Below are 18,599 nucleotides of genomic sequence, written 5' to 3'. Positions count from 1 at the left end.
ACAAGATGCAGTTTGATCCGCCCGGGCAAGGCGCAAGGCGCCGCCGGCGGAACCTGGAGAGTCGAAATGATCGCAATCACGCTGCCGGACGGGTCCCGCCGCGAGTTTCCCGGCCCGGTGACGGTTGCCGAAGTGGCGCAGAGCATCGGCGCCGGCCTGGCCAAGGCCGCGCTGGCCGGCAAGGTGGACGGGCAACTGGTCGACACCAGCTACCGGATCGAGCGCGATGCGGAACTGGCCATCGTCACGGACAAGGATGCCGACGGCGTCGACGTGATCCGCCACTCCACCGCGCACTTGCTGGCCTACGCCGTCAAGGAACTGTATCCGGACGCGCAGGTGACGATCGGGCCGGTGATCGAGAACGGCTTCTACTACGACTTCGCCTACAAGCGTCCCTTCACGCCGGAAGACCTCGCCGCCATCGAGAAGAAGATGACGGAGCTGGCGCGCAAGGACGAAAAGGTCACGCGCGAAGTGTGGAACCGCGACGAAGCAGTGGCGCTGTTCGAGTCGATGGGCGAGAAGTACAAGGCCGAGATCATCGGCTCGATCCCGGCCGACCAGGAAATCGGCCTGTACCGCGAGGGCAATTTCGTCGACCTGTGCCGCGGGCCGCACGTGCCGTCGACGGGCAAGCTCAAGGTCTTCAAGCTGATGAAGGTGGCCGGCGCCTACTGGCGCGGCGACGCCAACAACGAGATGCTCCAGCGCATCTATGGCACGGCGTGGGCGAAGAAGGAAGACCAGGAAGCCTACCTGCACATGCTGGAAGAGGCCGAGAAGCGCGACCACCGCAAGCTGGGCAAGACGCTCGACCTGTTCCACCTGCAGGAAGAGGCGCCCGGCATGGTGTTCTGGCATCCGAAGGGCTGGCAGGTGTGGCAGGCGGTCGAGCAGTACATGCGCGGGCGCCTGACGGATGCCGGTTACGACGAGGTGCGCACGCCGCAGGTGATGGACCGTTCGCTGTGGGAGAAGTCAGGCCACTGGCAGAACTACAAGGAGAACATGTTCGTCACGGAGTCGGAGAAGCGCGACTACGCGATCAAGCCGATGAACTGCCCGGGCCACGTGCAGATCTTCAACCACGGCCTGCGCTCGTACCGCGACCTGCCGCTGCGCCTGGCCGAGTTCGGCGCCTGCCATCGCAACGAGCCCTCGGGCGCGCTGCACGGGCTGATGCGCGTGCGCGGCTTTGTGCAGGACGATGCGCATATCTTCTGCACGGAAGAGCAGATCGTTGCCGAGGCCAAGGCCTTCAACGAGCTGGCGTTCTCGGTCTATGACGACTTCGGCTTCAAGGACGTGAAGGTCAAGCTGTCGCTGCGCCCGGACCAGCGCGCCGGCTCGGACGAGATCTGGGACCACGCCGAGGAAGGCCTGCGCCTGGCGCTGCGCGCGTGCGGCGTGGAGTGGGAAGAGCTGCCGGGCGAGGGCGCGTTCTATGGCCCGAAGGTGGAATACCACATCAAGGACGCGATCGGCCGTTCGTGGCAGTGCGGCACGCTGCAGCTGGATCTGGTGCTGCCGGAGCGCCTGGGTGCCGAATACGTCTCCGAAGACAACTCGCGCAAGCGCCCGGTGATGCTCCATCGCGCCATCCTGGGCTCGTTCGAGCGCTTCCTGGGGATCCTGCTGGAAAACCACGCCGGCGCGCTGCCGGCCTGGCTGGCCCCGGAGCAGGTGGTGGTGATGAATATTGCGGATTCGCAGGCAGAGTACGCCGAAAGCGTCGTGCAATTGCTGCAAAAACAAGGGTTTAGGGCTAAGGCCGATTTGCGTAACGAGAAAATTACGTATAAAATCCGCGAGCATTCGCTTCAAAAGGTCCCCTACCTGCTGGTCGTGGGCGACAAGGAGCGGGATGCCAATCAAGTGGCCGTGCGTGCCCGTGGCAACGTGGATCTGGGTGTGATGCCCGTCTCCGCGTTTGTTGAGCGTCTGCAACACGACGTCGCCAGCAAAGCCTGAGGGTGGTGAGCACGGCTTGTTTTTTTGTCTTCTTGAGGTAACGCAACATCGCTACGGACAAAGGTCATCGCATCAACCGGGAAATCAGCGCACCTGAACTGCGCCTGGTAGGGGTTGATAACGAGCAGCTCGGCATCGTCAAGTTCATGGACGCTCTGCGGCTGGCTGAGGACAAGGACTTGGACCTGGTGGAGATCGCCCCCAACGCGACTCCGCCCGTCGCCCGGATCATGGATTACGGGAAGTTCAAGTACGAGGAAGCCAAGCGCGCCCACGAGGCCAAGCTGAAGCAGAAGATCATCCAGGTCAAGGAAGTCAAGTTCCGGCCGGGTACGGATGATGGCGACTACAACGTCAAGCTGCGCAACCTGAAGCGCTTCCTGGAAGATGGCGACAAGACCAAGATCACGCTGCGGTTCCGTGGTCGCGAGATGGCCCACCAGGAAATCGGCGCGCGCATGCTCGAACGCCTGAAGGCGGACCTGGAAGAGATCGGCCAGGTCGAGCAGATGCCGAAGATGGAAGGGCGCCAGATGGTGATGGTGCTCGCCCCCAAGAAGAAGAAGTAATTCCTGCGCGGTGCGGCGGCCGGGATGCCAGTCATCCCGGCGCTGTGTCGTGCGGAAGTCGCGCGGGGTCCGCCAGGACCATCGCGCAACAACAAGTGGATGCGGGTCTTGCAAGCGTCGGCGTCAGCCGTCCACCTGCATGCATGTCATATGAGCTGGAGTTTTTCATGCCGAAGATGAAGACGAAGAAAAGCGCTTCCAAGCGCTTTACTGCCCGTCCGAACGGTTCGTTCAAGCGCGGCCAGGCCTTCAAGCGTCACATCCTGACCAAGAAGACCACCAAGAACAAGCGTCAACTGCGCGGTACTCAGGACGTCCATGAGACGAACCTGAAGTCGGTGCGCGCGATGATGCCTTACGCATAACCCCTGACGACAACGAAAGGAGAATTACATGCCTCGAGTAAAGCGTGGGGTCACTGCACGGGCCCGTCACAAGAAGGTTATCGACGCTGCCAAGGGTTACCGCGGCCGTCGCAATAATGTCTATCGCATCGCCAAGCAGGCGGTCATGCGTGCTGGCCAGTACGCGTACCGCGATCGCCGCAACAAGAAGCGCGTGTTCCGCGCGCTGTGGATTGCGCGTATCAATGCCGCGACGCGTGAGCATGGTATGACCTACAGCGTGTTCATGAACGGTCTGAAGAAGGCCTCGATTGAACTGGACCGCAAGGTGCTGTCGGACATGGCTATTCACGACAAGCCTGCCTTTGCCGCCATCGTCAACCAGGTGAAAGCCACCGTTGCCTGATGCCGGCTCCGGTAGCGCGCAAGCGCTGCCGGGCAAGCACCGACCGCAAGGTCGACCGCTGACCGCAAGGTCTGCTGAAACGGGGCTCCTCACCGAGCCCCGTTTTTATTTGCGGTTCCGCATGCCGTCTTGCATTGCTTGACGAGACCGCATGCGGAAACGCATACCGCACGAAGTGCCAACCCACGTCGGGCCGGCCTTGTCGCATGACAGGGTTGCGCCGACGCCAGAACACTCCACGACCGCCGCCATGTCTCAGGATCTGGACCAAATCGTCGCCGACGCCCAGGCCGCTTTCGCCGCCGCCAATGACAACGCCACGCTGGAAAACGAGAAGGCCCGCTTCCTCGGCAAGACCGGCGCGCTGACCGAACTGCTCAAGGGCCTCGGCAAGCTCGACCCGGAGACGCGCAAGAGCGAGGGCGCGCGCATCAACCAGGTCAAGCAGCAGGTCGAGGCCGCGCTGCAGGCGCGACGCCAGGCGCTGGCCGACGCGCTGATGAACGCGCGCCTGGCCGCCGAGGCCATCGACGTCACGCTGCCGGGCCGCGCGGTGTCCCGCGGCAGCCTGCATCCGGTGATGCGCACCTGGGAGCGCGTCGAGCAGATCTTCGGCTCGATCGGCTTCGACGTGGCCGACGGCCCCGAGATCGAAACCGACTGGATGAACTTCACCGCGCTGAACAACCCGGACAACCATCCGGCGCGTTCGATGCAGGACACCTTCTACGTCGATGGCCGCGACAGCGACGACAAGCTGTTGCTGCTGCGCACGCATACCAGCCCGATGCAGGTGCGCTACGCGAAGATGCACGTGGAGAAGTACGCCGGCAAGGCGATGCCGCCGATCAAGGTGATCTGCCCGGGCCGTACCTATCGCGTCGACAGCGACGCCACGCATTCGCCGATGTTCAACCAGGTCGAAGGCCTGTGGATCGGCGAGGACGTCAGCTTCGCCGACCTGAAGGGTGTGTACACCGATTTCCTGCGCAAGTTCTTCGAGCGTGACGACATCCAGGTGCGCTTCCGTCCTTCGTACTTCCCGTTCACCGAGCCGTCGGCGGAAATCGACATGGCCTTCGGCAATGGAAAATGGCTGGAAATCTCCGGTTCGGGGCAGGTGCATCCCAACGTGCTGCGCAACATGGGCCTCGATCCCGAGCGCTATATCGGTTTCGCGTTCGGCTCCGGCCTCGAGCGCCTGACCATGCTGCGCTATGGCATCAACGACCTGCGCCTGTTCTTCGAGGGCGATGTGCGCTTCCTGCGCCAGTTCGCCTGACACGCCGCTGTTTCCTGGCCGCGGTCAAACTCGTCACCGACTACACAGAATACTTACCGGATCAGAAGCGCCATGCAATTCTCGGAATCCTGGCTTCGCACCTTCGCCAACCCTGAAAAGATTTCCACCGACGCGCTGTCGCACAGCCTGACCATGGCCGGGCTCGAAGTGGAAGAGGTGGGCCCGGTCGCGCCGCCGTTCGACAAGGTGGTGGTCGCGCACGTGCTGTCGACCGAGCGCCATCCCAACGCCGATCGCCTCAACGTGTGCCAGGTCGATGCCGGCACCGGCGAGACCCTGCAGATCGTCTGCGGCGCGCCCAACGTCAAGCCCGGCATCAAGGTGCCGTGCGCACTGGTCGGCGCGGTGCTGCCGCCGGCAGAGGACGGCGGCAAGCCGTTCGAGATCAAGGTCGGCAAGCTGCGCGGTGTCGACAGCTTCGGCATGCTGTGCTCGGCGCGCGAACTGAAGCTGTCCGAGGACCACGGCGGCCTGATGGTGCTGCCGGAAGATGCGCCGGTCGGCCAGAACATCCGCCAGTACCTGGACCTCGACGACCAGGTCTTCGTCATCAAGCTGACCCCCAACAAGGCCGACTGCCTGTCGATCCATGGCGTCGCGCGCGAAGTGTCGGCGCTGACCGGGGCCGCGCTGAACCTGCCCGACATGACACCGGTGCCGGTGACGATCCAGGACAAGCTGCCGGTCAAGGTGTCGGCGCCCGACCTGTGCGGCCGCTTCTCCGGCCGTATCATCCGCGGCGTCAACGCACGCGCCGCCACGCCGCTGTGGATGGTGCAGCGGCTGGAGCGTTCGGGCCAGCGCAGCGTGTCGGCGCTGGTCGATATTTCCAACTACGTGATGCTGGAGCTGGGCCGTCCGTCGCACGTGTTCGACCTGCACAAGATCCACGGCGGGCTGGACGTGCGCTGGGGCCGCAAGGGCGAGCAGCTCAAGCTGCTGAACGGCAACACCGTCGAGGTCGACGAGCAGGTCGGCGTGATCGCCGATGACAAGGAGATCGAGAGCCTGGCCGGCATCATGGGCGGCGACAGCACCGCGGTGACGCTGGACACCACCGACATCTATCTGGAAGCCGCATTCTGGTGGCCGGCCGCGATCCAGGGCCGCAGCCGCCGCTACAACTTCTCGACCGATGCCGGACACCGTTTCGAGCGCGGCGTGGATTACGCCACCACGGTCGAGCATATCGAGCGCATCACCGCGCTGATCCTCGAGATCTGCGGCGGCCAGGCCGGCCCGGTGGACGACCACGTGGTCAGCCTGCCGGTGCGCAAGCCGGTCAGCCTGCGCGTGGCGCGCGCCGAGCGCGTGCTCGGCATCGAGCTGTCGCCGGCGGCCATCGCCGATGTGTTCCAGCGCCTGCAGTTGCCGTTCACGCGCGCGCAGGGCGCCGAGGGCGAAGTGTTCGAGGTCACGCCGCCGAGCTACCGTTTCGATATCGAAATCGAGGAAGACCTGATCGAGGAAGTCGCGCGCATCTACGGTTTCGAGCGCATTCCGGCGCGCCCGCCGGTTGCCGAAAGCGAAATGCGCCCGACCAACGAAGCCAGCCGCTCCACCCACGTGGTGCGCCATGCCGTGGCCGCACGCGACTACCAGGAAGTGATCAACTTCGCCTTCGTCGAAGAGAAGTGGGAGCGCGACTTCGCCGCCAACGACAAGCCGATCCGACTGCTGAATCCGATCGCCAGCCAGCTCGCGGTGATGCGCTCGACGCTGATCGGCGGGCTGGTCGACAAGGTGCGCTACAACCTGAACCGCAAGGCCGCGCGCGTGCGCCTGTTCGAGGTCGGCCGCGTGTTCCATCGCGACGCCGAGGTCAAGGACGGCGGCCTGACCGTGGCCGGGTATGAGCAGCCGATGATGGCCGCCGGCATCGCCTACGGCCCGGCGTTCGAAGAGCAGTGGGGCATCGCCACGCGCAACGTCGACTTCTTCGACATCAAGGGCGATGTCGAGGCGCTGTTCCATCCGCGCGTGCCGCGCTTCGAGCCGGTCTCGCACCCGGCGCTGCACCCGGGCCGCGCCGCGCGCGTGCTGCTCGACGGCAAGCCGGTCGGCGTGGTCGGCGAACTGCATCCGCGCTGGCTGCAGGAATACGAGCTGGCGCATGCGCCGGTGCTGTTCGAACTGCAGCTCGACGCGCTGCGCGGCACCGGGCTGCCGGCGTACACCGAGATCTCGAAATTCCCCGCCGCCGTGCGTGACCTGGCCATGGTCGTGAAGCAGTCGGTGCGCGTGCAGGACCTGCTTGACACCATGCGCGCGGCGCTGGAAAAACAGGGTTATGGCCGCTTCTGCCAGGGCCTGGTGCTGTTCGACGAGTTCCGTCCCAAGGGCGCTTCCACGGCCATCGGCGCGGACGAGAAAAGCCTTGCGTTCCGGGTGACCTTGCAAGATACTGGGTCGACCCTCCAGGACGAAACCGTCGACAGCGCGGTGCGCTGCATGGTCGACGCGCTGGCCGAAGCCTTCCAGGCGCGGCTGCGCGGCTGAACCGTCGCCATGACCGGCGGAGCACGATAAAAAGGGCGCCCGGGCTCGCCCCGGGCGGATCGCCAGACAGACACTCGAGCGATCGACATGAATGATCGAGACGCGAATTCCATGACCGCTGCAGCACTGGGTGAGATGAGCGACCGGCAGGCATCCTCCCTTGACGATGCCATGCCGGACGCCCGCGCGACCGAAGTTCCCACGCTGACCAAGGCCGAGCTGGCCGAGATGCTGTTCGACCAGGTCGGCCTGAACAAGCGGGAATCGAAGGACATGGTCGAGGCCTTCTTCGATGTCATCCGCGAAGCGCTGGAGCAGGGCGACAGCGTCAAGCTTTCCGGCTTCGGCAACTTCCAGTTGCGCGACAAGCCGCAGCGGCCCGGCCGCAACCCCAAGACCGGCGAAGTCATCCCGATCACCGCGCGCCGCGTGGTGACGTTCCACGCCAGCCAGAAGCTCAAGGGCCTGGTCGAAGAACGCGCCGGCATCGCCGGCTGACCCGTCACCCGAACGGCGGATTGCTTCCCGAGGCCGGCATCGGTATTCTTCTGGGCGCGCGCGTGACGCGCGCCAACCTCCTGGCCGGCATGGCCTGACGCTCGTCTACACACTGCATGTCGGACAAACCCAGCGACCGCATCGCGTTGCCGCCGATCCCGGCCAAGCGCTACTTCACCATCGGTGAGGTGAGCGAGCTGTGCGCCGTCAAGCCGCACGTGCTGCGCTACTGGGAGCAGGAGTTCACGCAGCTCAAGCCGGTCAAGCGCCGCGGCAACCGCCGCTACTACCAGCACCACGAAGTCCTGCTGATCCGCCGCATCCGCGAGCTGCTCTACGAGCAGGGCTTCACCATCAACGGCGCGCGCAACCGCCTCGACGAAGGCCGTCATCACAGCGCGGCCACGGCAACGCAGGAATCGATGGAAGCCGGCGCGGAAAAAGCGCCGGCACTGTCGGTCGACATCGCCGGCTTGCGCAATGAGTTAGTCGAGGTGCAGCACCTGCTGGCGCAGCTACGCGAGATTGCCAGGCACGGATAATTTCCACGTCAGGAGCTAGTCATACGAGAAATGCTTCTGTTATAATCTTTTGCTTCGGGGCGTAGCGCAGCCTGGTAGCGTACCTGCATGGGGTGCAGGTGGTCGGAGGTTCAAATCCTCTCGCCCCGACCAGACAAAACCCGCTTGGTAAAAGGCCAAGCGGGTTTTTTTATTGGCCGCGCCGGGTACGCCGTTATCTGCATTTTTGGATGACATCCAATATTCAGGCTGCGGGAAGGTGCAAACGCACCGTCGAAGCTGTCGCCTTTCGCAAGCAGCGGCCGTTGATCATGCTGCCATACTGTACGTATATACAGCATGCCCGCGAGGTGATTCAGCATCGAATCACGAGGGAAATTTGGATCGAAGTCGAAGCGGTTTTATTCGCCTATCGGAAAGATTCACTTCCGCCGGTCCAACCCTTGAGCTTACCTTGCCAGTTGACGCGACAAGCTTGGCTCATGCGGCAGAAGCATTTTCTGGAGGGAGGCGATGCGGATAACAATGGTCTTGATCACTGGGGCAGCCATCGCCTGTTCCACGCCGAGCCATGCGCAAACTCAAGCGCTCGGTGGCAAGCCGGCTACGGCTGCAACGCGGGCGGCCAATGCCGCGGTCCTGAAGGAATTGCCGTTCAATGACCGGTCCGATTTCGAGGACGCACAGCGCGGGCTGATCGCCAAGCCGGACACGCTGACCATCCGCAACGCAAAAGGCGACGTGGTGTGGGATCTCGAGCAGTACAAGCAGTACATCGCCATCGACAAGCCAGCCCCCGATACCGTCAATCCGAGCCTGTGGCGCAATGCCCAGTTGACCATGCAGAATGGTCTGTTCAAGGTCGCGGATCGCATCTACCAGGTGCGGGGCTTCGATTTGTCCAACGTTACCTTCGTCCAGGGGGATACGGGCTGGATCGTGCTGGACCCGCTGATCTCGGCAGAAACGGCCAGGGCAGCGTATGACTTCGTGAGCAAGAATCTCGGGCAACGCCCTGTCGTTGCCGTGATCTACAGCCATTCGCACATCGATCACTACGGCGGCGTTCGGGGAATCGTGAACGAGGCCGATGTGAGGTCCGGCAAGGTGAAGATCCTGGCACCCCAAGGCTTTACCGAACATGCTGTCAGCGAGAACGTCATTGCCGGCAACGCGATGGGCCGACGCGCGGTGTACATGTACGGTGCACTGCTGCCTCGCAACGACCGCGGTGGTGTGAATGGCGGCCTGGGGCAGACCGTGTCGACTGGCACCGCCGGGCTGATCGTGCCGTCCGACATCATCAGCAAGACGGGCACCGAAGTCACCGTGGACGGCGTGAAGATGGTATTCCAGATGACGCCTGGCACCGAGGCGCCCGCGGAAATGAATACCTTCTTCCCGCAGTTCCGGGGCATGTGGATGGCCGAGAACACGACCAACACGATGCACAACATCCTGACCCTGCGCGGGGCGCAGGTGCGCGATGCGCTCAAGTGGTCGAGCTACCTGAACGAGACCATTGACCTCTACGGCAAGGACGTCGACTTCAAGTTCCAGGCTCACCACTGGCCCATGTGGGGCAATGCCAAGATCATCGACTACTGGAAGAAGCAGAGAGACCTGTACAAATACACGCACGATCAGTCGGTCAACCTGATGAACAAAGGCTACACCGGCGAAGAGATCTCCGAGCTCATCAAGCTGCCGCCAGAACTCGACAAGTTCTGGCCGAACCGCGGCTATTACGGCACGCTGCGCCATAACTCGCGAGCCGTGTACCAGCGATATATGGGCTGGTATGACGGCAATCCGTCAGACCTCAACAACTTGCCGCCCGAGATGGCGGCAAAGAAATACATCGAGTACATGGGCGGCGAGGCGGCCGTGCTGCGTCGGGCGAAAGCCGACTTCGACAAGGGCGATTACCGCTGGACCGCGGAGGCGCTCAAACACGTGGTGTACGCCAACCCCAACAGCAAGGCCGGCAAGGACCTGCTGGCCGATTCGCTGGAGCAGCTCGGCTACCAGGCGGAAAGTGGCCCATGGCGCTCGGTGTACCTGATGGGTGCCTATGAGTTGCGCAATGGTGTGCCCAAGGCTGGGGGCACCGATGTGGCCAGCCCGGACACTATCAAGGCGATGCCGCCAGAGATGCTGTTCGACTACCTGGCGGTGCGACTGAACGGTCCGAAGGCAGCCGGCAAGAAGATCGCACTCAATCTGGATTTCACGGACCTGAAGAAGCAGTATGGCCTGGCGGTGGAGAATGCGGTCCTGAACTATGGCAAGCCGCTGCCTCAGGCAGATGCCACGATTACGCTTTCCAAGGCAACGCTCGATTCGATCCAGCTCAAGGAAACGACCATCGAGAATGCCATCGCCAAGGGCGACATGAAAGTGGAAGGGCGACGTGAGGCGCTTGGAGAATTCCTGGGTCTGCTCGATTCGTTCCCGTTCTGGTTCAACATCGTGACGCCATGACATTCGCCCGCCCCTTGATGAAGGCCGTGCTGGCGGCCGCCTGCCTCGCACTGCCGTTGCACGCAACGGCATGCGGCTCCGACTTCGTACTCGGCGATGAGGTCGGGGCGGCGCACCCTGCATCCATCGGCGTGGCCTTTGCCATTTTCGATGCACGGAACGCGGGCATGCTGGCGCCGGCTTCGCAGGTCTCGGACGCCAATGCACGGCTCAGCGCTGACGAAGCCGCTCACTTGCTGGAGCAGCGGCTGGCGGTCGTCAGGGCCAGGCTGCCCGCGGTGTCGCTGCTGCTGGTCGAATCGCGGCTATGGACGCGCTATGCGCCGGGCGGCAGAGGCAACGCTAATGAGCATGCCGATCATGATGCCGGACCGGTCGACGGCGATGTCGTGGTCGTGACCGGAGAAGAGGTATTGCGCGGCCTGCTCGAAGGGCGCATAGCCTGGCAGCAGGCCGTCGACGGCGGCTTGGTGGCATTGTCTGGGGAGCCCGAGAAACAAGCGCGGGTCGCGAAACTGCTCGCGGGCCGTTTTGCCAAATCCGGCGGCGCTGCCTTGGCTGTTTTTCGATCCAGCCCGTTGCACCTATAGTGATGACACAGCGGACTTCATCGCCACGGAGGCTGTCATGACCGACAAGGGCAACGGGATCGCCGGCACCACATGCATCGCATTGGCAGTCGCCGGCCTGGCACTGACCGCATCGCTGGTGCTGGCTTATTACGCGACGCGCTCACGCGTGGAGGGGATGCGCGTCAGCGGTGGCTGACGCGCTGTTGTCAGGTCAGCCCTGGATATCGCGGGGATCGTTGCCGAAGCTGTTGCGCATCCGGATGCGGCCGTCGCGGCCGTGGACGAGCAGTTCTGCATGGAGTTGCCGGGCTTTCTCGGTGCCCGCGGCGATTGCGTCTTCTTGGGTTGCGTAGAGTTGGCGCCCGCCCGCGCCGTCTTCGGATTCAATGGCCCAGCCGTTGTCGAGCGGTACGACGTGGATGTTCTTGGCCGCCATGGCGCACCTCCTTGATGGAAGATGCCCTAGTCTCCACGCTGCTTTCTGCGGCCGGTATCGGTGACCGTCTGACAGTGCCGGTGTCTTTTGCGGCGCAGCTTGCTTCTTGCGGCATTGACGATGTGACGCCGCGGACCGCCAACAGAAAAGGCGCCGGGATACCGGGGTGCTCGGGGCATGGTAGCCGCGCCGATGCAAGTAGACTGCGCTGGCTGTACTCACCAGCCCGCCCGCACCCCGCCGCGGCGGGCTTTTTTTATGTGGCGCAGCCAGTGCTAGCTCAAAGCAGGGCGAAGCGCGCCTGCGCGGGGCCGACCAGCGCCGGGCGGCTTACCGGATAGCGGTGGCGCATGCCCTGCGCCTCGAATGACAGGAAGTCCGGCGTCCAGCGCAGCGACTGCAGCTGGCGCGGCTCGATACCGTCGACCAGGATGGCGCCGGCGTTCACGCACACGCTGCCGCAGCGCAGGCGGAGGGATTCGGTGTCGTCGCCGAAGTAGTGGGCTTCAAGGAGGATGGAGTCGGACTGGTACAAGGGCATGGCAGTGTCCTGATACTGTATGGATGTACAGTATAGCGGCGGCATGCGGTTCGGTCATCCTCCCGATTCTCAATTTCGCCCATGGGCGCGCCGGTACCTGATTGCTGCCTGGTATAACCTGAAACCGATGACAGCGCCCATGACGCTGCCTTGCCGGGACCGCCGGATCGCTACAGGAGATGCCATGGCTGAAAGCGGAAGCAAAGCCTGCTGGTTCGCCCTGGGCGTGCTGCTTGGCACGGTGGCCGGCGGCGCGTTGGCGTGCTCGGCACGCGCGACCGCAGGCCAGCGCGAACTGCGCCAGCCCGATGCGCCGCTGCTGCCTGCCGATGTCACGTCGGATCAGGTGCTCACTGATGCCGCCACCGACGTGGTGGAGTACCGCGGCTTCGTCATCCACGTGTTCTGCCATGCGCTGGGCATGGGGCGCTTCAAGGCGCTGTGCGATATCTGGGAGTCGGGCGCCGTGGTGCTCGAGGGCGGGGCGCCGCCGACCGCGCACCCTACGCCGGACGAGGCGCGGGCCGCGGCGATTGCCTGGGCGCAGCAATGGGTGCAGCGCAATGGTTGAAAGGCCTCGCATTGCTGTCCAAGCCGCGGAATCTGCGGTAAATCGACCCGCTGGCCGGCGACAGGCCTGATAATCGCGCCTGCGTACGCGCGGTCCGCTTCAGTGGCGGGCCGGCGCTCGTGCCAGCGGCGTCTGGCACAAACCTCCAGGAGAATTCATGTTTGTTTGTGGGAACCAGGCTTGCGGCGCGCGCTGGGAGCAGGATGAGGTGCAGATCCGCGATGAAGGGCAGGGACTGGTATTCCGCTGCCCGCAGTGTGGAGCCCGCAACCATGTCGAGGCGCGCACTGCGGCGGATGGCAGCACGACGTATCGCCAGGTGCCGGCCAAGGTGGCGGTGAAGGTGGCGGCGAAGGTGGCGGCGAAGGTGGCGGCAAAGGCGGTAGAGAAGGCAGCGGCGAAGCGGCCAGCCAGGTCGCCGGCGAAGGCACCGGTCCGGGGCCGCGCGAGGCACGGCTCCAAGCCGGCACCGCGGTAACCACCCCCCGAGGCAGTCCAAGTTACCCCACCTGTGTGGGGTCAAATTCACATCGTTGGCGGCTTAAGCTAGTTTAGGCAGGACCGTTAAACACAACATGGACTTTGCCGACCTTCCCAACGACCCCGCTTCCAATGCCGAACGCATGGGCTGGGCCAACGCTTCGCCCGAAGTTATCGCGAAGGTGTTGAACTCGGCGCTGGCGGCGCAGGACCTGTCCGGGTTTGCCGCGCTGCTGTCGGACATTGCGCGCGACCGCGGCCTGAAGGGCGAGCGCGCGGCGCACCAGTCGATCTACGACATGCCGTACGCCAGCCTGCTGCCGCGGCAGAAGCACCTGCTGTCCGATGCCTTCGAGCTGCTGATCCTGCTCGGCCTCGAGCTGCGTCCGCGCAGCGCCGACGCCGACGCGGACATCGGTGGCGACACTGGCGCCGACACCGACGAGTAAGCCGCCACGCATCCGGCGCGGCTAGCTTCGCTCCAGCATGCCGATCTCGCGTACCGCGACCGACAGCATCGACAGTCCCGCGGCACCCGAGGCGCGCTGGTCCGCCAGCATGCGCGTGAAGCGTTCGAGCGCGCCGTGGCGGCTGGCGCGCCAGGCGTCGATCATCGCTTCCGGCGAGGCTTGGCCGCTGGCCTGCGACAGCACGCTGACCGTCAGCGCGCGCTTGAGCCGCCCCAGGTCTTCCAGCGTGGTAGTGCGTGCCAGCAGGTCCCAATGGGTGTCCGATGGCAGCGCCAGTGCGCGTTCGCGCAGCCAGCTGAAGCTCAGGTGGCTGTCCAGCGCGAAGTACACCCCCGCCACCAGGTCGAGGCTGCGCTCGCACGCCGCGGCCACTTCGGCGATGTCGAGCGCGGCGGCGGAAATCTCGCTGCCGGCCACGCGCGCGGCCAGCGTCTCGCCCACTCCCGCTTCGATCAACGCACGCGTGTGCTCGGCCAATGCCGCGGCATCCGCTTGCGGCAATAGTTGCGGCAAGCGGGGCGCCAGCCACTGTGCCGCCTGCGCGAAGCGCGCCAGCTCTTCGGTGGCGCTGCTGCCGCTGCGCAGATAGCGGATGAACCACAGGCAGGCGCGCTCCAGCAGCAGTGCCACCGAGCCGAACATCCGGGCCTGCTCGGCGTCGGCGACGCGATTGTCGAGCGCGTCGATTTCCTGCCACAGCGGCGTCAGCCCGAACACGTCGCGGGCGATCAGGCAGGCGCGCACGATATCGGCGGGTCGTGCGTCGGTTTCTTCCATGATCCGGTGCACGAAGGTGGCGCCAATGCGGTTGACCAGCATATTGGTCAGGTGCGTCGACAGGATTTCGCGCCGCAGCGGATGGCGCTGCATGGCCTCGCCGTAGCGCTGGCGCAGCGGCACCGGGAAGTAATCCGCAAGCAGACCGGAGACCAGCGCGTCCTCCGGCACGTCGGAGCCCAGCAGTTCGTCGTACAGCCACATCTTGCTGTAGGCCAGCAGCACCGCGCGCTCGGGCGAGGTCAGGCCTTCGCCGGCCAGCTTGCGTTCGGCAATGTCCTCGTCCGACGGCAGGAATTCCAGTGCGCGGTTCAGCCGTCCGGCGCGTTCCAGCCAGCGCACCAGGCGCGCCTCGCCGTCGAGCAGCGCGCCGCTGCTGCGGCCGGCCACCGACAGCGCCTGGGTCTGGTAGTAGTTGTCCTGCAGCACCAGCAGGCCGACTTCGTCGGTCATCTCGGCCAGCAGCTTGTTGCGCTGCTTCTCGGTCATCTCGCCGTCGGCGACCACCAGTCCCAGCAGGATCTTGATGTTGACTTCGTGGTCGGAGCAGTCGACGCCGGCCGAGTTGTCGATCGCATCGGTATTGATGCGGCCGCCCTTGCGCGCAAACTCGATGCGGCCCAGCTGGGTGAAGCCGAGGTTGCCGCCTTCGCCGACCACCTTGCAGCGCAGCTCGTTGCCATTGACGCGCACCGCGTCGTTGGTGCGGTCCCCGGCCTGCAGGTGGGTTTCCTGGCTGGACTTGACGTAGGTGCCGATGCCGCCGTTGTAGAGCAGGTCCACCGGCGCCATCAGGATGGCGTGGATCAATTCGGCCGGCGCGAGCGCGCTCGCGGTGATGCCGAGCACCTTCTGCACCTGCGGCGACAGCGGGATGGTCTTGGCCGTGCGGGGAAAAACGCCGCCGCCGCTGGAAATCAGCGTGGCATCGTAGTCGGCCCAGCTCGAGCGTGGCAGCCCGAACAGCCGCGCACGTTCCTGCAGGCTGCGTGCCGGGTCCGGATCGGGATCGAGGAAGATGTGGCGGTGGTCGAACGCGGCCACCAGCCGGATATGCGGCGACAGCAGCATGCCGTTGCCGAACACGTCGCCCGACATGTCGCCGATGCCGGCCACGGTGAAGTCGGTGGCCTGGATGTCGATGCCCATCTCGCGGAAATGCCGCTTGACCGATTCCCACGCGCCGCGCGCGGTGATGCCCATCTTCTTGTGGTCATAGCCGACCGAGCCGCCGGACGCAAAGGCATCGCCCAGCCAGAACCCGTACTCGGCCGAGATCGCATTGGCGAAGTCCGAGAACGTGGCGGTGCCCTTGTCGGCGGCCACCACCAGGTAGGGATCGTTGTCGTCGTGGCGCACCACCTGGGGCGGCGGCACCAGTTCGCCGGCGACGAGGTTGTCGGTCAGGTCCAGCAGTCCGCGCAGGAAGGTCTGGTAGCAGGCAATGCCTTCGCGCAGCAAGGCGTCGCGGTCGCCCGGCGGCGGCGGGCGCTTGACCACGAAGCCGCCCTTGGAGCCGACCGGCACGATCACCGTGTTCTTGACCATCTGCGCCTTCATCAGGCCCAGCACTTCGGTGCGGAAGTCCTCGCGCCGGTCTGACCAGCGCAGCCCGCCACGCGCCACGCGCCCGCCGCGCAGGTGCACCCCTTCCACGCGCGGCGCGTAGACCCAGATCTCGAACATCGGGCGCGGCTCCGGCAGCCCGGGCACCAGCGCGGGATTGAACTTGAAAGACAGGTACGGGCGCGGCTGGCCGTCCTCGTCGCGGTGGAAGTAATTGGTGCGCACGGTGGCGTTGATCACGCCAAGGAAGAGCCGCAGGATGCGGTCTTCGTCGAGGTTGGGAACCTTGTCCAGCGCCGTGCCGATGTCGGCCAGCAGCTTGTCGCAGCGCGCCTGGCGCGCAGTGTCGGCGGCCACCTGGCTGAAGGTGTCGAAGCGCGCCACGAACAGCGCCACCAGCATGGCCGCGATGCCGGCGTTGCCGGTCAGCGCGCGTTCGATATAGGCGTCGCTGAAGGTCGATCCCACTTGCCGCAGGTAGCGGGCGTAGGCGCGCAGGATGGTCACGTCGCGCGCGGCCAGTTCGGCGCGCAGCACCAGCCGGTTGAGGTCGTCGTTCTCGATCTCGCCGTGCCAGGCGCGCGCGAAAGCATCCTCGAACAGTGCCTTGACGCGCGCGATGTCGAACTCGGCCGCACCGCCGCCATCGGCGATTTCGAGGCCGAAGTCGTGCACCCATACCGGTGCGCCGCTGTCGGGCTCGATCAGGTAGGGACGCTCTTCATCGACGCGCACGCCGAGGTGCTCCAGCATCGGCAGGCTCAGCGACAGCGCGATCGGTTCGCCGGCGCGGTACACCTTGAAGCGGAACGCGCCGGGCGCGGCTTCGATCGGCCGGTACAGGTTCATCGCCATGCCGTTGCCGCGCAGCGCGTGCTCCATCAGCTCGATATCGCGCACCGCGGTGCGCGCCGGATAGTCTTCGCGGTAGCCGGCCGGGAACGAGCTGCCATAGCGCTGCAGCAGCCGGTTGCCTTGCTCTTCGCCGTGGCTTTCGTGCAGCGCTTCGGCGAGGTCGTCCTGCCAGCGGCGGCTGGCATGCACGATGCGCGCTTCCAGTTCCTGCGTGTCGACCTTCGGCATGGTGCCGGGCTCGCCGCGCACGATCAGCTGGATGCGCGCCAGCGGCGACTCCGACAGCAGCGGCGTGAATTCGCAGCTGGTGCCGTGGAAGGCCGCGGTCAGCAGCTTCTGGATCTTCTGGCGCAGGTCGGTGTTGTACTTGTCGCGCGGCACGAACACCAGGCACGAGACAAAGCGGTCGAAGCGGTCGCGCCGCACGAACAGCCGCGTGCGCTGGTGTTCCTGCAGCCGCAGGATGCCGGTGGTGATGTCGAACAGCTCATCCTCGGTCGCCTGGAACAGTTCGTCGCGCGGATACTGCTCGAGGATGGTCACCAGCGACTTGTACAGATGGCCCTTGGCCAGGAACCCGGCACGCGCCAGGATGTTGGCGCACTTGCGCCGCACCAGCGGGATATCGGCGATCGGCGCCATGTAGGCAGTCGAGGTGTAGAGGCCGACGAAGCGCCGTTCGCCGAACAGCTGTCCGTTTTCATCGAGCAGCTTGACCCCGACGTAGTCGAGATAGCCGGGCCGGTGCACGGTCGCGCGCGAATTGGCCTTGGTCAGGAAGATCGGCGAGCTGCCTTCGATGATCGCGGTGGCGGCCGCGGGCAGCGGGGTCAGGTCTTCGGCGTCGGGCTCGCGCAGGCTTTCGCGCAGGATGCCGGCGCCGGAGCCGGCCACGCCGCGCAGGAAGTAGCGGCCGTCGCGCGCCACCAGCTGGTAGTCGCGCTGTCCCAGGAAGGAGAAATGGTCGTCCATCATCCATTCCAGGAAGGCACGTGCCTCGACGCTTTCCGGTGAGGCCGCGTCCGGCGCCTGCGCCATGGCGCCGATGGTGGCGCGCGTGATGTCGCACATCTGCGGCCAGTCTTCCACCGCGGCGCGCACATCGACCAGCACCTGCGTGATGCCGTTGCGCAAGGCGTCGAGGCGCGACGCTTCACCGGTGCGGTCGATCTCGAAATGGATAAAGGACTCCAGGCGCGAGCCGTCGCCGGCCTCGCCGGCGCCGGCGGGGGCGATCCGCTCGATGCCGGTGCCGCCGCGCCAGACCCGGAATACCGGATGGATGGCCGAATGCAGCGCCAGCCCCTGGCGATTGATCTCCATGGTCACGGAATCGACCAGGAACGGCATGTCGTCGTTGACGATCTCCACCACGGTATGGTCGGAGTGCCAGCCGTGCTCTTCCAGGTTGGGGTTGTAGACGCGGATGCGGGCGCTGCCGGGGGTGAACTTCTGTGCCGTCTGCCAGTGTGCCATCACGGCACCGTACAGGTCGGCCACTTCGCGCCGCAGCAGGTCTTCGGCGTCGGCCTGGTCGTAGTAGTGCAGCAGGAAGGGCTCGACCACGCCGAACATCGCCGCCGGCAGCCGCCCGCGTGCGAAGGTGGCCAGTTGGTCCAGCAGGTGCGCGACCTTGTCTTCGTTCTCCTGCGGCATGTTCCCCTCCTCGCGGTGTCGACGGGCGCCGCGGCATGTGCCGGGGCATGCTCATACTTTAGGAAAAATCCGAGTCC

17 protein-coding genes and 1 tRNA gene are annotated in these 18,599 nt (G+C 65.2%); 15 read left to right on the top strand and 3 right to left on the bottom strand.

Annotation, left to right across the window (positions count from 1 at the left end):
• The first annotated feature begins 66 nt into the window (after positions 1 to 66).
• The 12 genes from thrS (at position 67) to LIN44_RS11725 (ending at position 11,366) form a co-directional block, all read left to right on the top strand.
• Positions 67 to 1,974: a threonine--tRNA ligase gene (gene thrS, locus LIN44_RS11780; RefSeq protein ID WP_227312237.1), complete on the top strand. Its 1,908-nt coding sequence runs from the start codon at positions 67 to 69 to the stop codon at positions 1,972 to 1,974.
• Positions 1,975 to 2,021: 47 nt separating this feature from the next.
• Positions 2,022 to 2,543 (top strand): translation initiation factor IF-3, encoded by a 522-nt coding sequence (gene infC, locus LIN44_RS11775; protein ID WP_081479471.1) that lies wholly within the window; start codon positions 2,022 to 2,024, stop codon positions 2,541 to 2,543.
• Positions 2,544 to 2,710: 167 nt separating this feature from the next.
• Positions 2,711 to 2,908, top strand: a complete 198-nt coding sequence (gene rpmI, locus LIN44_RS11770) for a 50S ribosomal protein L35 (RefSeq protein ID WP_006575466.1) — start codon at positions 2,711 to 2,713, stop codon at positions 2,906 to 2,908.
• Positions 2,909 to 2,936: 28 nt separating this feature from the next.
• The gene (rplT, locus tag LIN44_RS11765) at positions 2,937 to 3,293 is read left to right on the top strand and encodes a 50S ribosomal protein L20 (RefSeq protein ID WP_008650487.1); all 357 of its coding nucleotides are present in this window, start codon (positions 2,937 to 2,939) and stop codon (positions 3,291 to 3,293) included.
• A 250-nt stretch (positions 3,294 to 3,543) separates the two neighbouring features.
• A complete protein-coding gene (gene pheS / locus LIN44_RS11760) occupies positions 3,544 to 4,575 on the top strand; it encodes a phenylalanine--tRNA ligase subunit alpha (protein ID WP_227312236.1) in 1,032 nt (343 codons plus the stop codon).
• 72 nt (positions 4,576 to 4,647) lie between these two features.
• Positions 4,648 to 7,095: a phenylalanine--tRNA ligase subunit beta gene (pheT, locus tag LIN44_RS11755; protein WP_227312235.1), complete on the top strand. Its 2,448-nt coding sequence runs from the start codon at positions 4,648 to 4,650 to the stop codon at positions 7,093 to 7,095.
• Positions 7,096 to 7,182: 87 nt separating this feature from the next.
• A complete protein-coding gene (locus LIN44_RS11750; protein ID WP_026200608.1) occupies positions 7,183 to 7,593 on the top strand; it encodes an integration host factor subunit alpha in 411 nt (136 codons plus the stop codon).
• A 116-nt stretch (positions 7,594 to 7,709) separates the two neighbouring features.
• The gene (locus tag LIN44_RS11745) at positions 7,710 to 8,135 is read left to right on the top strand and encodes a MerR family transcriptional regulator (protein WP_227312234.1); all 426 of its coding nucleotides are present in this window, start codon (positions 7,710 to 7,712) and stop codon (positions 8,133 to 8,135) included.
• A gap of 55 nt (positions 8,136 to 8,190) precedes the next feature.
• A tRNA-Pro gene (locus LIN44_RS11740) sits at positions 8,191 to 8,267 on the top strand.
• A gap of 372 nt (positions 8,268 to 8,639) precedes the next feature.
• On the top strand, positions 8,640 to 10,598 hold the full coding sequence (locus tag LIN44_RS11735) for an alkyl/aryl-sulfatase (RefSeq protein ID WP_227312233.1): 1,959 nt from the start codon (positions 8,640 to 8,642) through the stop codon (positions 10,596 to 10,598).
• Complete coding sequence (locus tag LIN44_RS11730) at positions 10,595 to 11,188, top strand: hypothetical protein (protein ID WP_227312232.1); 594 nt, start codon at positions 10,595 to 10,597, stop codon at positions 11,186 to 11,188. Before LIN44_RS11735 ends, LIN44_RS11730 begins: the two co-directional genes overlap by 4 nt.
• Positions 11,189 to 11,225: 37 nt before the next feature.
• A complete protein-coding gene (locus LIN44_RS11725) occupies positions 11,226 to 11,366 on the top strand; it encodes a hypothetical protein (RefSeq protein ID WP_227312231.1) in 141 nt (46 codons plus the stop codon).
• Between the two features lie 15 nt (positions 11,367 to 11,381).
• Here LIN44_RS11725 and LIN44_RS11720 read toward each other — a convergent pair whose 3' ends face one another.
• The gene (locus LIN44_RS11720) at positions 11,382 to 11,606 is read right to left on the bottom strand and encodes a DUF2188 domain-containing protein (protein WP_227312230.1); all 225 of its coding nucleotides are present in this window, start codon (positions 11,604 to 11,606) and stop codon (positions 11,382 to 11,384) included.
• A 280-nt stretch (positions 11,607 to 11,886) separates the two neighbouring features.
• Entirely contained in the window at positions 11,887 to 12,147 is a 261-nt protein-coding gene (locus LIN44_RS11715; RefSeq protein WP_227312229.1) for a hypothetical protein, read from the bottom strand.
• A gap of 184 nt (positions 12,148 to 12,331) precedes the next feature.
• Between LIN44_RS11715 and LIN44_RS11710 the strand changes: the two genes are divergently transcribed.
• The 3 genes from LIN44_RS11710 (at position 12,332) to LIN44_RS11700 (ending at position 13,647) form a co-directional block, all read left to right on the top strand.
• Positions 12,332 to 12,718, top strand: coding sequence for a hypothetical protein (locus tag LIN44_RS11710; protein WP_227312228.1), 387 nt, complete (start codon positions 12,332 to 12,334; stop codon positions 12,716 to 12,718).
• A 208-nt stretch (positions 12,719 to 12,926) separates the two neighbouring features.
• Entirely contained in the window at positions 12,927 to 13,196 is a 270-nt protein-coding gene (locus tag LIN44_RS11705) for a hypothetical protein (protein ID WP_227312227.1), read from the top strand.
• Between the two features lie 97 nt (positions 13,197 to 13,293).
• Positions 13,294 to 13,647 carry a hypothetical protein gene (locus LIN44_RS11700; protein WP_227312226.1) on the top strand — a complete coding sequence of 118 codons (354 nt, stop codon included), beginning with the start codon at positions 13,294 to 13,296 and terminating at the stop codon, positions 13,645 to 13,647.
• Positions 13,648 to 13,668: 21 nt separating this feature from the next.
• On the opposite strand, the gene LIN44_RS11695 is transcribed toward LIN44_RS11700, so the two are convergent.
• Positions 13,669 to 18,522, bottom strand: a complete 4,854-nt coding sequence (locus LIN44_RS11695) for an NAD-glutamate dehydrogenase (protein WP_227312225.1) — start codon at positions 18,520 to 18,522, stop codon at positions 13,669 to 13,671.
• Positions 18,523 to 18,599: the final 77 nt, after the last annotated feature.

The organism is Cupriavidus sp. MP-37 (assembly GCF_020618415.1).
Lineage (GTDB): Bacteria > Pseudomonadota > Gammaproteobacteria > Burkholderiales > Burkholderiaceae > Cupriavidus.
The sequence above is the reverse complement of the archived record's forward strand: the minus strand, read 5'-3'. Positions and strand labels throughout refer to the sequence as shown.